14 protein-coding genes and 1 rRNA gene are annotated in these 14,760 nt (G+C 40.7%); 3 read left to right on the top strand and 12 right to left on the bottom strand.

Features of this window, described 5'->3' with window-relative positions; all coding sequences use genetic code 11:
• Positions 1-86 (bottom strand): 16S ribosomal RNA (locus JOC78_RS15875); the annotation flags it as partial.
• 265 nt (positions 87-351) lie between these two features.
• The gene (locus JOC78_RS15870; protein ID WP_204557859.1) at positions 352-1,221 is read right to left on the bottom strand and encodes a nucleotidyltransferase-like protein; all 870 of its coding nucleotides are present in this window, start codon (positions 1,219-1,221) and stop codon (positions 352-354) included.
• Between the two features lie 156 nt (positions 1,222-1,377).
• On the opposite strand from JOC78_RS15870, the gene JOC78_RS15865 reads away from it, so the two are divergent.
• Positions 1,378-1,728, top strand: coding sequence for a YgzB family protein (locus tag JOC78_RS15865; RefSeq protein ID WP_204557858.1), 351 nt, complete (start codon positions 1,378-1,380; stop codon positions 1,726-1,728).
• 31 nt (positions 1,729-1,759) lie between these two features.
• Here JOC78_RS15865 and perR read toward each other — a convergent pair whose 3' ends face one another.
• From perR to JOC78_RS15845, 4 genes are all read right to left on the bottom strand, one after another.
• Positions 1,760-2,212, bottom strand: coding sequence for a peroxide-responsive transcriptional repressor PerR (perR, locus tag JOC78_RS15860; RefSeq protein WP_204557857.1), 453 nt, complete (start codon positions 2,210-2,212; stop codon positions 1,760-1,762).
• A gap of 160 nt (positions 2,213-2,372) precedes the next feature.
• Positions 2,373-3,320 carry an NAD(P)-dependent oxidoreductase gene (locus JOC78_RS15855; RefSeq protein WP_204557851.1) on the bottom strand — a complete coding sequence of 316 codons (948 nt, stop codon included), beginning with the start codon at positions 3,318-3,320 and terminating at the stop codon, positions 2,373-2,375.
• 29 nt (positions 3,321-3,349) lie between these two features.
• Positions 3,350-3,820, bottom strand: coding sequence for a thioredoxin-dependent thiol peroxidase (gene bcp / locus JOC78_RS15850; RefSeq protein WP_204557848.1), 471 nt, complete (start codon positions 3,818-3,820; stop codon positions 3,350-3,352).
• Positions 3,821-3,952: 132 nt separating this feature from the next.
• Entirely contained in the window at positions 3,953-4,354 is a 402-nt protein-coding gene (locus tag JOC78_RS15845) for a potassium channel family protein (RefSeq protein WP_204557845.1), read from the bottom strand.
• A 145-nt stretch (positions 4,355-4,499) separates the two neighbouring features.
• Between JOC78_RS15845 and JOC78_RS15840 the strand changes: the two genes are divergently transcribed.
• Entirely contained in the window at positions 4,500-5,789 is a 1,290-nt protein-coding gene (locus JOC78_RS15840; protein WP_204557842.1) for a glutamate-1-semialdehyde 2,1-aminomutase, read from the top strand.
• 231 nt (positions 5,790-6,020) lie between these two features.
• On the top strand, positions 6,021-7,100 hold the full coding sequence (locus JOC78_RS15835; protein WP_204557840.1) for an FUSC family protein: 1,080 nt from the start codon (positions 6,021-6,023) through the stop codon (positions 7,098-7,100).
• A 61-nt stretch (positions 7,101-7,161) separates the two neighbouring features.
• Here JOC78_RS15835 and JOC78_RS15830 read toward each other — a convergent pair whose 3' ends face one another.
• The 6 genes from JOC78_RS15830 to JOC78_RS15805 form a co-directional block, all read right to left on the bottom strand.
• Positions 7,162-8,076 carry an ABC transporter permease gene (locus JOC78_RS15830; RefSeq protein ID WP_204557838.1) on the bottom strand — a complete coding sequence of 305 codons (915 nt, stop codon included), beginning with the start codon at positions 8,074-8,076 and terminating at the stop codon, positions 7,162-7,164.
• A 15-nt stretch (positions 8,077-8,091) separates the two neighbouring features.
• Positions 8,092-9,096 (bottom strand): ABC transporter permease, encoded by a 1,005-nt coding sequence (locus JOC78_RS15825; RefSeq protein WP_204557836.1) that lies wholly within the window; start codon positions 9,094-9,096, stop codon positions 8,092-8,094.
• Positions 9,097-9,206: 110 nt separating this feature from the next.
• Positions 9,207-10,814 (bottom strand): ABC transporter substrate-binding protein, encoded by a 1,608-nt coding sequence (locus tag JOC78_RS15820; RefSeq protein WP_204557834.1) that lies wholly within the window; start codon positions 10,812-10,814, stop codon positions 9,207-9,209.
• 42 nt (positions 10,815-10,856) lie between these two features.
• Positions 10,857-11,825 carry an ABC transporter ATP-binding protein gene (locus JOC78_RS15815; RefSeq protein WP_204557832.1) on the bottom strand — a complete coding sequence of 323 codons (969 nt, stop codon included), beginning with the start codon at positions 11,823-11,825 and terminating at the stop codon, positions 10,857-10,859.
• Positions 11,822-12,811, bottom strand: a complete 990-nt coding sequence (locus tag JOC78_RS15810) for an oligopeptide/dipeptide ABC transporter ATP-binding protein (RefSeq protein WP_204557829.1) — start codon at positions 12,809-12,811, stop codon at positions 11,822-11,824. The genes JOC78_RS15815 and JOC78_RS15810 overlap by 4 nt, the downstream gene beginning before the upstream one ends.
• A 188-nt stretch (positions 12,812-12,999) precedes the next feature.
• Positions 13,000-14,748: an ABC transporter ATP-binding protein gene (locus JOC78_RS15805; protein ID WP_204557826.1), complete on the bottom strand. Its 1,749-nt coding sequence runs from the start codon at positions 14,746-14,748 to the stop codon at positions 13,000-13,002.
• Positions 14,749-14,760 lie beyond the last annotated feature (12 nt).

Here is a 14,760-nt window from a genome sequence, read left to right as displayed (position 1 = left end):
GCAAGCTCCAGTCAAGTCCGCTCGACTTGCATGTATTAGGCACGCCGCCAGCGTTCGTCCTGAGCCAGGATCAAACTCTCCAAAAAGATGTTTGACTTGCTCATTTTGACAATTTACATTGTCGGTTGTTTCATTTAAACGTTGACGTTTATTTTGTTCAGTTTTCAAAGATCAATGTCTCGTTCGCGTTAGCTTATTTCCTAACGGCGACTTTATTATCTTACCAAGTTGTTCATTTAATGTCAACAACTTTTTTAATTTTATTTCGCCGCTGCTGTTTTTCTCTCAGCAGCGACGCTTATTAATATACCAACTTGAATTAAAAACGTCAATAGTTTTTCGTAAATAATTTTAACGATCGATAATTTTATAATAGCGGTGGTATATTCCCTGTCCCTTTGTAGGAACTTTCATTACTTCTATGAACCCTTTATCCAGCAAATATTCTATTAGCATATTTAAATCTACAGCATAGTGTTTAATCTCAGGATGATTAAGCAGCTCGTTTATTGTCCACCAGTCTCTTTCTTTTAAAACAGCTAGAAAATGTGATGATCCGCTTTCCGTTCGCGAGTGTATTAAAAACTCACTTGCTAAAAACAATAGCTCGAGCCTTTTCTGTAAATCTTCATCGCTTGTCAGGAGCTCTTCATATAATTTATATATTTCAGGTTCGATCTGTTTCACTTGATTCCATACTGTTAATTCGGGGTGGAAACCATGCTCAATGACTGCAAGACGCGCTAGGTGATGCAAAGAGTGGACGACATGATTGTATGCATCGAGATAATGACCGTTATTAAAAAAGGACTTTCCATCAATATACCTTCTAATTAACTTAGAAAATTCAATGGCCATCTTAATTTTACGACCGTAAAAAGGAAACTCTCTCATTTCGATCTTTAATTCATGAACATACTCGTTTCGATCAAACAAAATCTTGCCATGATACAGCCACTCTACAAACTTTCGGTTACTTCCTAATAATAGCCACTCTTTTAGCTGGGCTTCTGTAATTACATATAAAGCAGCTTGTTTATTTTCGTATAAATAGTGCTTAACAAACACCGGCTCTTCCGCTTCCTTCACTATAACCAGCAAAATCGCATCAAAGTTTTCAGTAAAAGAATTAACTTTCTCTCTTTTCTCTATTGATATAACTCCAAGCGTATTTCGTTGGCTCGTCCGCTCTTGATATATAGAACGAAGGATATCCTCCATTAAAAATTCCTCCAAACACAAGTTTGTTTTACACACTACTTTTCGACAAAAACGGATGAATCCCTTTAAAAATGTGATGAAAATTCGACAAGATCATTCATCTATTATTATTCTTAACAATTATGGTATAGTTTATTGTTAGGAGGTCGAATTAAAATGGCTAAAAGTTATTCAAGCAAAATAAACCGAATACGCACATTTGCACTCAGTTTAATATTTATCGGATTTATTATTATGTATGTAGGTATTTTCTTTAGACAATCTCCTCTTGTCATGACCATATTTATGCTGCTTGGCCTGCTTTCTATCATCGCCAGTACGGTTGTGTATTTCTGGATCGGCATGCTTTCCACGAAAGCTGTTCAGGTTGTCTGCCCAAGCTGTCATAAGCCGACCAAAATGCTTGGAAGAGTAGATATGTGCATGCATTGCAAAGAGCCTTTAACTCTTGATGAAAAGTTAGAGGGTAAAGAGTTTGATGAGAAGTACAATCAAAAGAAAAAATAAAAGAATTGTTCGTTTATCGAACAATTCTTTTTTAATGAATTTCTTTATTAGAATGGCATTCAGGACATTCACCGTAAATTTCCATGCGATGATGACTAATCTTAAAGCCTGTTACGTGAGAAGCCAGCTGTTCTACCTCATCTAAACCCGGATAGTGGAAGTCAACAATCTTGCCGCAGCTTTCACAGATCACATGGTAATGTTCAGTCGTTACGAAATCAAATCTGCTGGAAGCATCTCCATAGGTCAGTTCTTTCACCAGTCCTACTTCACGAAACACACGCAAATTATTATAAACCGTCGCCACACTCATATTAGGGAATTTACCTTCTAACGCTTTATAAATGTCATCAGCCGTCGGATGAGCCATTGATTGAATCAGAAATTCAAGTATTGCATGACGCTGAGGAGTGATCCTAACACCAGTTTGCTTCAATGTATCTAATGCTTCTTTTAAATGATTGTGATCATGAGACACGGTCATGCACCTCGCTATTTTAAAAAGTATTATTAAATTATAATCTTTATAAATAGTGTACTAATTTCCCCTGTGTTTTGTCAATATAACGGACTAAATTACTTGTATTATGAACCTTCATTAAAAAAAGAACAAACTATGATCATTCTAGTTTGTTCTTTGTCGTTCAATATCCTTTTTCTACATCAATCAAGTTTTGCAGATCTAGATCCGATTGCAAATACTTTTCTAAGTTGTATTCAAATATTTCAAATGCTCTAGGCAAATACATTTTCGAGATACTTGAAATATGAGGCGTAACCGTCAGGCGATCTTGATGCCAATACGCATGATCTTTAGGCAAAGGCTCTTCCATAAATACATCTAAATAAGCGTGAGCAATCTGATTGTCATTCAATGCCTCCAACAAAATCTGCTCTTCAAATAGATCGCCCCGTCCGATATTAATAAAAGCTGCTTCTTGTTTCATCGCTTCAAAATGCGATTTTTGAATGAAATATTTCGTTTCCTTTGTACTTGGCAAAACAGAGACAACAAAATCTGCCTGAGGAAGAGCTGTAAGTATATCATCTTGTTTAAAGATGCGGTCGAAGTGTTCAGCAGAGCCTCCACTCCGATTAACTCCTGCTGTATTCATACGAAATGCTTTGGCTAACCTTGCGATTTCACTTCCAATGGCTCCCGTTCCCAACACCAGCAATTCTTTGCCCGAGAGCTCCTGTAGCGGCAGCTTTTTATTCCACATCTTTTCTTGCTGCAATTTTAATAGCTCCGGGAAACGCTTGACGTGATTAAGCATATACCCCATTGTAAATTCAGCCATCGGAATTTTGTGAATCCCCCTGGCGTTAGTCACGATGATCTGTCTTTTTTTAATGGATTTAAATGGCATTCTCTCAAGACCTGCTGACGCCACCATGATCCACTTTAAATTCTGGCACTTATCAATGTACTCATCAGTTAAGTCTTCGCCAAATGTGACAAGCACTTCTGCTTCCTCTAGCATTTCTGCTTCCTTAATAGAAGGATAAAACAGAAACTCTGCACTCGAAAACTTTTCTTTCATTTGTGCTTGCAGCTCTCTGCTTGGACGAAATGTAGATACCACCTTCACAAAAATCCCCTCCATCCCTTATGTATGATTTAAGACTGCTTGTCCTGTATAAATTGCAGGGCTTCTTCAACATGCCCTTTCACTTTGACCTTTCTCCATTCCTTGATTAGCGTGCCTTCTGGGTCAATAATAAACGTCGATCTTTCAATGCCCATATATTCCTTGCCGAAATTCTTCTTTAGCTTCCAGACACCATATAGTTCACACGCCTTGTGTTCTTCATCTGCCAGCAAAAGAAAAGGCAGGTCATATTTATCAATAAATTTCTTGTGGCGTTCAACAGGGTCTGTGCTAATTCCTAGAATAACCGTATTTAACCCGCTGAATTTTTCATGCTGGTCACGGAAGTCACAAGCTTGTGTCGTGCACCCAGGCGTCATATCTTTCGGATAGAAATAAAGCACGACGTTTTTCCCTTTAAAATGAGATAAAGAAACTTCTTCTCCGCTGTTAGCTAACAGTGTAAAATCCGGTGCCATTTCATTCAATTGTGCAGTCATATCATTCTTCCTCCTTGTTAACTTTGCAAGCACCCGTTTCTAAGAACTCGAAACTGTTCATAAAAAAACGGCAGGCTCTGCTTTTCTTTTAGCCTACCTAATCATGGATAATATGGCAAATTAAAAGGCGATTTACCGAGAATCTTTTTCAAGCATCGTACGGACGACGAACGCCGTTGGAATCGTATAGCCGACCCAGGCTTCCAGCATAGCGACCCATCGACCAGCTCCCTCTGGAACAATATCGCCATACCCCACGGAAAATAACGTGATGCCGCTAAAATATAAGGAGGTGAAGAATTTATCCCAATAAGTAATGGCCGGCGAGTTTTCACCCGTGATGATAATGATGTTCATCATATCCATTAATAAATAGATAAGAGCAAAGCCAATCATGATCGTTAAATACAAAAAACCAAAATATATAAAGTAAGTAAACGAAAGATACCGGTGGTGAGGTCTAGCAGGGCTGAACAGTCCTTTCATGCTCATGATCATACAAATAACAACCGCACCTGTCATCATGACCGTCATTTTTCTTCTCTCCCTTCGCAATGAAGAAAAGCTTGTCATCCTACTATACGTCCGCTGCCATCCTTTTATGAACTATCCCAATCATTGCGAATGTTAGCCTACCGTACTAAAATGATAGGAGAAATCCAATTGGAGGTACATATACATGAAATTTACACAGTCCGAAATGATCCACAAAGAGGCACTTGAACATATCGTAGGCGGCGTCAATAGCCCGTCAAGATCTTACAAAGCGGTTGGAGGCGGCTCTCCTGTTGCTATGGAGAGAGGAGAAGGAGCTTACTTCTATGATGTAGACGGTAATAAGTACATAGATTATCTTGCTGCGTACGGTCCGATTATCACAGGACACGCTCACCCTCACATCACAAAAGCGATCACAAAAGCAGCGGAAACCGGTGTGCTATTCGGAACCCCCACTCCCTATGAAGTGACATTTGCAAAAATGCTGAAAGAAGCCATGCCAGCGATGGACAAGGTTCGTTTTGTCAACAGCGGAACAGAAGCGGTTATGACTACGATTCGGGTGGCACGAGCTTATACAGGCCGCGATAAAATTATCAAATTCGCCGGATGTTACCATGGACATTCAGATTTAGTGCTAGTAGCGGCAGGCTCTGGTCCTTCAACATTAGGTACGCCTGATTCCGCTGGTGTTCCTAAGAGCATCGCCCAAGAAGTCATTACTGTTCCTTTTAATGAAATTGAACCTTTGAAAGAAGCTCTTGAAAAATGGGGGGACGAGATCGCCGCTGTTCTTATTGAGCCGATCGTCGGAAACTTCGGCATCGTGGAACCGAAAGAAGGATTTTTAGAACAAGTAAAAGAGCTAACTCATCAAGCGGGGTCTTTATTAATATTTGATGAAGTGATCACAGCCTTCCGCTTCATGTACGGCGGAGCACAAGATTTGTTAGGGGTTACACCGGATTTAACAGCTCTTGGCAAAATCATTGGCGGCGGCTTGCCGATCGGCGCATACGGCGGACGCGCGGAAATTATGGAGAAAGTCGCTCCATTAGGCCCTGCGTATCAAGCGGGAACGATGGCTGGGAACCCTGCCTCTATGCTATCCGGAATTGCTTGCCTTGAGGTATTGAAAGAAGAAGGCGTGTATGAAAAGCTCGATGAACTTGGGGCAGTCTTGGAAGAAGGAATTCTTAAAAGTGCGCACAAACATGGAATTAACATCACCATTAACCGCTTAAAAGGCGCGTTAACAATCTACTTCACTAACGAAAAAGTAGTGAACTATGAACAAGCGGAAGCGACAGACGGAGAAATATTTGGCCGCTTCTTTAAATTAATGCTTGAACAAGGCATTAACTTAGCTCCTTCGAAATATGAAGCATGGTTCTTAACAACCGCTCACACAGAAGAAGATATTGAAACTACATTGCAGGCAGTAGATATGGCTTTTTCAAAACTGAAGTAATTCATTTAAAAGAGGTCCTTGCTGGCCTCTTTTGTTTTATTTAACTTTAGCTCTATGCGTATAACAAACGAGTTGTGTAAATATAATGATACAATATGTTCTTTTGTCCCTTGCTATTAAATCCAGTCCATTGTATAGTACAATATTGTTTACACTGTCTTGTTTATCAACAAACAAATAGTGGTAATCACTTTTTAATAAACTTCCATCAAGAAAGGAATTATTTATTCTATGAAGCTAGGTGCCCGCATATTTAAAACGGGAATTGCCATTGTGCTCGCTTTATATGTATCTGACCTGCTTAACTTGCCGTCACCGGTTTTTGCAGGCATTGCTGCGATCTTTGCGATTCAGCCAAATATCTATCGTTCCTATCTAACCGTCATCGAACAGATTCAGGCCAATATAGTTGGGGCAGTTATTGCTATAGCCTTTGTTTTGCTTTTTGGAAATCATATTATTATTGTAGGTTTGGCCGCAATCGTCGCCATTAGCACCATTTTAAAGCTGCATTTAGAAAAAACCATCGGGCTTGCTCTGGTGACCGTTATTGCCATTATGGAAGTTCAGAACGAACAATTTATACAGTTTGCCACCATTCGGTTTTTCAATATATTTATTGGTGTCGCGTCAGCCTTCCTTGTCAATTTAGTGTTTCTGCCGCCTAAGTACGAAACCAAGATATTTAACCAGGTCAGTCTAGTGACAGAGGATATCTTAAAATGGATTCGCTTAAGCTCAAGGAATGCTTCTGAATATCATTTACTGAAGAAAGACTTGCGGAAGATTAAAGAGCGGCTCATAAAGATTGATAACTTATATTTACTCTACAAAGAGGATCGTGTGAAAAGAAAGAAGAAAAGAATCGCTAAAAACCGAAAAATTGTTCTCTTTCGCAACATGATCACTTGTACGAGAAGAAGTTTTGATATTTTACGGAGAATGAATCAGTTTGAAAATGAGATCTATCATTTAAGTCCCGAACTCCAAAGAACTCTCCAAGACCACCTGGATTGTCTGATGGGTTATCACGAACATATCTTGCTGCGGTTTAGAGGAAAAGTAAAACAGGATATGGATTCAGAAGATATCTTTGAATTATGCATCAATAGAGAAGAATTTATGGATTTGTTTACGAAAGAAATTCATAAAGGTTCAACAGAAGGCGAGAACACATCTATTCACCTGCTGCACATCCTTTCTTCTGTATTGGAATACGGAGAAACCCTTGATCACCTGGATCAATTAATGACTAGCTTCCATAAATATCATAAAGAAGACGACATGATTGAATTCGAGGATGAGGAATAATAAAAGCGTTCAAAATCGGCTTGGCTGATTTTGAACGCTTTTTTTGATTAGATATATTCTCTTAATTCTTCATCCGCGGATCTAGAGCATCACGAAGTCCGTCGCCCATAAGGTTAAAACCTAAAACGGTCAGCATAATCGCGACACCTGGAAAGAATACTGTCCAAGGGGCCTGCATGATAAAGTCTTTAGAATCCGCAAGCATTTTCCCCCACTCTGGAGTTGGCGGCTGTGCGCCCATTCCAAGGAATCCAAGAGCAGCCGCTTCAATGATCGCCGTAGCAATTGCCAGCGTACCTTGAACGATAATCGGAGCGAGACTGTTTGGCAAAATGTGATGAACAAGTATTCTTCCATCTTTCATGCCAATCGCCTTTGCCGCCGTAATATACTCTTCCTCTTTAATCGTCAGCACTTTAGATCGGACTAGCCGCCCAAACGTTGGTACGTTTATGATGGCTATCGCGATTAATGCGTTTTGCAAGGAAGGGCCAAGCATAGCGACTACCGCAATCGCCAGCAAGATACTTGGAAATGCCAGTAAAATATCAAATATTCTTGAGATAATGGTATCTACCCATTTCCCGTAGTATCCGGCAATGATGCCGAGTGTTGATCCTACAATTACTGACCCAGTTACAGATAGTAATCCGATCCACAATGAAATTCTTGCTCCGTATACGACTCTGCTGAAAATATCGCGGCCAAACTCATCCGTTCCAAACCAGTGTTCAGCCGATGGAGGCAAATGTTTGTCTTCAAGAATCGTTTCTTTAAAGCCATATGGAGCAATCCAGTTAGCGAATATCGCCAAGAAGACGAAGAAGCCAACTAATCCTAGCCCAAATACAGCCGCCTTATTTTTCTTAAATCTTCTCCATACATCTTTCCAGGGAGTGGCTGCCTTTTCTTCCTGATTCGGTTCTAAATTAGGTTCAGTAGGAGGCAATTGTGTTTGTTCTGCTAATTCTGCCATGTTCGTGCCCTCCTTTTAACGATATTTAATCCGCGGATCGATTGCTGCGTACAATAGATCAACGATTAGATTGATAATAACAAAGATCGTTGCGACTACTAGAATACCTGACTGAATAACCGGATAATCACGATACTGAATGGCATCGTAAATATAGTTTCCTATGCCCGGCCAGCCAAAAATGGTTTCAGTTAAAATCGCCCCGCCTAACAAGAGTCCCATTTGAAGACCAATAATAGTTAAAATCGGGATAAAGGCATTTTTCAAAGAATGCTTATACACGACTTTCAACATGCTCATGCCTTTTGCACGAGCTGTACGGATGTAATCTGATCTCATGACTTCAAGCATGCTTGAACGAGTGATCCTCGCAATGATCGCCATCGGTATCGTGGCTAACGCGATTCCCGGCAAAATTAAATGTCTGATCACTTCAAAAAATTGATCGATTCTCCCCTGCATAAGCGTATCAATCAAATAGAGGTTTGTAATGGCTGTGACTGGATCCCGGATATTATCCCGTCCTGTCGTCGGCAATAAATCCAACTTAATAGAAAAAACATATTGCTCCATTAACCCTAACCAGAAAATCGGCATGGAAACACCGATAAGCGCCAGCACCATGAGTAAATAATCGAACCAAGAATTTTGAAACCAAGCAGAAATGATGCCCGCATTGACTCCAACGAAAATGGCGATAATCATCGCAAATATGGACAATTCTATAGTAGCTGCCAGATAAGGCCAAATTTCTTCCGTGATCGCCGTCTTCGTTCGAAGGGAATCTCCTAAATCACCTGACAATAAATTTTTGATGTACTCGATAAATTGAATATACAGCGGCTGATCAAGCCCCATTTTTTTAGTTAGAGCTTCTACAGCACTTGGCGAAGCCTGCTGCCCTAACATAATTTGGGCTGGATTGCCTGGTATCGCATGTATTAATGAAAAAACAATCAATGCCATTCCGAGCAACACCGGAATGAGCATAGCAATCCGCCTGATACTATAAGCAAACATAATCACACCTGCTTCCTCAGTTTAATTCTAGTTGGAAATAGAAATATGTAATGCAATCAATCGTTTTCTTAGTAAAAAGGGAGAGTGGCATTCACTCCCCCCCTTTTTAATTATTTAATCGATACGTCGCCCATTGGCTGAGAACCAGTTGGGTGCGGGAAGAAACCTTCAATATTTTTGTTTCCTGCAAGCAATGGTGTAGAGTGTGCAAGCGGAACCCAAGGAGCATCTGCATGAATGATTTCTTGAGCTTGTTTATAAAGCTCTGCACGTTTAGCTTCATCTGTTTCAGCTTGAGCTTCTAACAATAGCTTGTGAACCTCTTCGCTTGCGTAGCGGGAATAGTTGTTAGAGCCGATGCTGTCTTTATCAAGTAAAGCATATAGGAAGTTATCAGCATCTCCATTATCACCTGTCCAGCCAAGCATGAATAAAGAAGATTCTCCAGCTTGAACTTTCTCAAGGTAAGTCGCCCACTCCATTGTGACGATGTTCGCTTTTACGCCGATTTTTTCAAAATCAGCTTGTAACGCTTCCGCTACTTTTTGACCGTTTGGCATATATGGACGAGGAACTGGCATAGCCCATAAATCTACACTGAAGCCATCTTTGTATCCAGCTTCTGCTAATAATTTTTTCGCTTTTTCTAAATCAAATTCATAGTCAGTCACTTCGTCATTGTAACCATTAATGGAAGGTGGAATCGGATTTTTCGCCGCTTCAGCTGTGCCTTCATAGAAGTTTTTGATTAGTGCTTCTTTATTAACTGCATGGCTTAATGCTTGACGCACTTTCGGATTGTTGAAAGGTTCTTTCTCAACATTGAACCCTAAGTAGCCAACGTTCATAGATGGTCTTTCAAATAATTGCAAGTTTTCATCGTTTTTCACTTTTTCAGCATCACTAGGATTTAATCCGTCAATTAAGTCTACTTCGCCTTTAATTAATGCGTTTAAACGAGCTGAGTTGTCTTCGATTACTTTAAAGATTAATTTATCAACTTTAGGATTTCCTTCTTTGTGATACTCTTCATTTTTCACAAGAGTGATCGTATCATTACGCTTCCAGCTTTCGAACTTGAATGGACCTGTTCCTACTGGATTTTCACCATACTTATCTCCGTGCTCCTCAATAGCCGTTGGGCTTGAGATAGAGAAAGGTGACATCGCTAAGTTTTTCAAGAAAGGTGCTTGTGGACGATTAAGTGTAAATACAACTTTGTTTTCTCCATCCGCTTTTACTTCTTTAATAACTGCTGTTTCTTGACCTTTAAAACCGCCAAACTGAGAAGCGAAGTAAGCAAATGTAGCTTCGTCATTGCTTGTCAGCCATCTGTCCACGTTTTTCACAACCGCTTCAGCATTAAAGTCTGTTCCGTCATGGAACTTAACGCCTTCTTCAAGTTCAAACGTGTACGTTAATCCATCTTCAGATACTTCCCATTTTTTAGCTAGACCAGGTACGATATCTGTTGTTTCTTTGTCGTAGCTCACTAACGTCTCAAGAACTTGCTCGGCAATAATCATGGATTCCCCATCTGTTACTTGAGCCGGATCCAGCTTAACTGCATCTCCGCCTTTAGCGTAGATTAGAGTAGAACCGCCGGACTTGCCGCCGTCTCCTCCGCTTCCTTCATCAGATGACCCTGATCCGCAGCCGACAAGGGCTAAAGAAAGCATCAACATGAGTGTGACCAAACTAATAAACCTTTTCTTCATTCCATTTCCCCCTCTTTAAAAAATATATATTATTACGGTTTGTCACTCATAGAGATGACAAGCAGCGTAATGACCTGGTTCAACTTCCTTAAACTCCGGCCTGATGGAAGCACATTGTTCCATGACCTTTGGACAGCGCGCATGAAAAGGACACCCAGCCGGCGGGTTAGCCGGACTCGGCACGTCCCCTTGCAAAATAATTCTTTCTTTCTGATAATCGACATCAGGAATGGGAACCGCGGAAAGCAGCGCTTCCGTATAAGGATGCTTAGGAGATTCGTAAAGTGTTTCACTATCCGCAAGCTCGACAATATGTCCTAAATACATGACTCCTACGCGATCACTGATATGGCGTACCACGCCTAGATCATGTGCGATAAATAAGTAAGTCAAGCCAAATTCTTTTTGCAGGTCCTGCATAAGGTTAAGCACCTGCGCCTGAATCGACACATCCAGTGCTGAAACTGGTTCATCTGCTACAATCAGCTTCGGATGAACGGCCAGGGCCCTCGCAATCCCAATTCTTTGCCGCTGACCGCCGCTGAATTGATGCGGATAACGCTTGCCATGATAGCTATTTAATCCAACCGTTTCCAGCAATTCTTTCACTCGTTTTTTACGTGCAGCTTTATCTTTTACTCCATGGACAATTAATGGCTCTTCCAGAATTTTTTCTACTGTATGCCGAGGATTTAAAGAAGCAAATGGATCTTGAAAGACCATTTGAATTTCTTTTCTCATCTTTCTCATGTCTGAATTCGACAGCTTCGTTAAATCTTGCCCTTCGAAAAAAATCTGCCCCTCTGTCGGTTCCAGCAATCTGAGAAGCATCCGGCCTGTCGTCGACTTCCCGCAGCCGCTCTCTCCAACGAGGCCAAGCGTTTCTCCTTTGTTGATGAAGAAAGAAATATCATTAACAGCTTTTACTTCTCCCACTTGCCTGCCAAGCAATCCCCCATGAATAGGAAATGATTTTTTCAGGTTGGTTACCTTTAGCAATGGCTCTGTCATATGATTTGCTCCTTTTCCTCTGTATACAGCCAGCATCTCACTTTCTGACCACTTGATAGCGCTTTCAAATCCGGTGCTTCCTTTAGGCATTTTTCATGTGCATGGTCGCAGCGCGGTGCAAATTGGCATCCAATTGGCAAGCTGCCCGGCTTAGGTACATTGCCCCGTATAGAAAATAACCTATCCTTCTTTTCTCTCATGTCCGGCACAGACTGAATCAACCCTATCGTGTAAGGATGCTTAGGGTTCTTAAAGATATCGCTTACATTTCCTTCTTCCACTACTTTCCCTGCGTACATGACGATGATCCTCTGGCATACTTCGGCAACTACACCTAAATCGTGAGTAATCATAATAATGGCAGTGTCAGTTTCTTTATTAAGCGACTTCATCAATTCTAAAATCTGAGCTTGAATGGTTACGTCTAAAGCGGTTGTCGGTTCATCGGCAATAAGAATTTCCGGATGACAGATCATAGCCATAGCAATCATCACTCGCTGCCTCATTCCGCCTGAAAGCTGATGCGGATATTCATCAATTAACTCATCTGCTCTCGGTAAACCCACTTTCTTTAACATATCAATCGCTTGTACCTTCGCTTGTTTTTTAGAAACTTTTTTATTATGTATGCGAATGGCCTCAATCAGCTGGCTTCCGATCGTGAATAAAGGATTTAAACTAGTCATCGGTTCCTGAAAGATCATTCCGATTTCGTTACCTCTAACCTGCCGCATTCTCTTTTCATTGGCTGCAGCTAGATTCTCTCCTTTAAACAGGATTTCACCTTCCACTTTACTCGTTAATGCAGGTACAAGCCCCATAATAGATAAGGAGGTTACACTCTTTCCGCATCCCGATTCCCCTACGATTCCAAGCACTTCTCCAGCATTGACGTGAAAATCCACATCATTAACAACAGTTAATAAACCATCGTCGGTAAAAAAAGAAGTTTTCAATTTTTTTACATCGAGCACAGGAGTCTCCACATTCTGTCTCCTTTCTTTGCTGTCAATTTTTAATATTTTTTGTTTTTATAAATTTAAAAATATTGTAACAATTAATTTTATGAGTGTCTATTTATTTTTTAAAAATTGCTATATGAGAATATGAAAATTAAAAGTTATAAACGAAAAAAAGCAGTTCTACCAATGATGTTGGTCGAACTGCTTTAAGGTTAGCTATCCAGTTGCTGAACTTGAAATAGCCTATAATAACCGCCTTGTTTTTCCATTAATTGCTGGTGCGTTCCACTTTCTGTAATACGTCCATGTTCAATCAGCACAATTCGGTCAGCATGGGTGATCGTGGACAGCCGGTGGGCAACGATAAATGTAGTCCGATCCTTTGCCAGCTGTTCCAAGGCCTCTTGTATAAGATGTTCACTTTCTAAATCCAGAGCAGAAGTCGCCTCATCAAGCACCAAGAGTGGCGGATTTTTTAAAAATACTCTTGCTATGGCTACCCGCTGCTTCTGTCCTCCAGATAGCTTGACTCCTCTTTCTCCCACTTTTGTATCGTATCCATCAGGCAGATTCATGATAAACTCATGGGCATTGGCAGCCTTTGCCGCCGCTATCACTTCTTCATCTGAAGCATTGGGGTTCCCGATTAAAATATTTGTCTTAACCGACTCACTGAACAGAATATTATCCTGCAAAACCATACCAATTTTATCACGCAAGCTGTGGATATTCAGATCTCTAATATCCGTGCCGTCTAGCAGGATCCTTCCTGACGTGACATCATAGAAACGGGGGATTAAACTGACTAGGGAAGACTTTCCTCCGCCGCTCATTCCGACTAGCGCAATCGTTTCACCTTCTTGCACCTCTAAATGAATATCCTTCAGCACTTTTTCTTCCTCTTGATCATAAGCAAACCCGACATGATCAAAAAGAATATGACCTCTTACATTCTCACACTGAACGGCATTTTCTTTATCCGTGACATCATATTTCTCATCAAGAAGTTCAAAGACCCGGTCCATCGAAGCAATGGCCTGCGTCATCGTAGTAGATGAATTGACAAGTCTTCTAAGAGGACCATACAACCTGTCAATATAGGCAATAAATGCAGCCATCGTTCCCACCGTTAAGTCGCCTTGGATCACCTGATAACCCGCATAACCAATAACTAGCAGCGGGGCAATATCTGTAATCGTATTCACCACAGCAAACGCTTTTGCATTCCAGCTGGTATGCTCAAGAGCTTTTTTCAAAAAATTTGAATTCTGCTTTTTAAATTGCGTTTGTTCAAAGTCTTCAATGGCAAAGCTTTTGATCACTGACATCCCTTGCACACGTTCATGAAGATAGCTTTGCACCTCCGCAAGCGCTTGAGAACGGACTCTCGTTAATGTCCGTAAATTCCCGAAGAAGTACCGGACAGACAGCGCATAGAAAGGAAATACAATTAAGGACACAATGGTTAATTTTACATCCATGGAGAGCATGATAATCACCGCAATGATAATCGTCGCTGTATCTAGCCACACATTCATTAAACCTGTTATAACAAAGTTCTTGGTCTGCTCAACGTCATTAATCACGCGAGAAATAATCTCCCCCGCTCTCGTATTGGCATAATATTTAAAGCTCAAACGCTGTATATGCGAAAATAGCTGATCGCGAATGTCATACAAAATTTTGCTGGCCGTCCATTGAGCAAAATATTGCCGGTAATATTCTACCGGCGGCCGGATCACTGCAAATAAGACGAGCATAATTCCAATGACAAATAGCAGCTTATCCGTTTTTTCAGCGGCTGACAGAATATTGCTTCCTACCACATCATCGATTACATACTTAATTAAAACGGGAATTAAAAGTGGAATGCCAAATTTAATAATACCGATCAGCAAAGTGCCAAGAATTTGCCATTTATACGGTTTAACGAATCGCATATATCGTTTAATGACTTCCATTGGTTTGCCTCC

Source organism: Bacillus ectoiniformans (assembly GCF_016908875.1).
GTDB classification, from domain to species: domain Bacteria; phylum Bacillota; class Bacilli; order Bacillales; family Domibacillaceae; genus Bacillus_BX; species Bacillus_BX ectoiniformans.
This window is presented reverse-complemented; position numbering and strand designations above follow the sequence as displayed.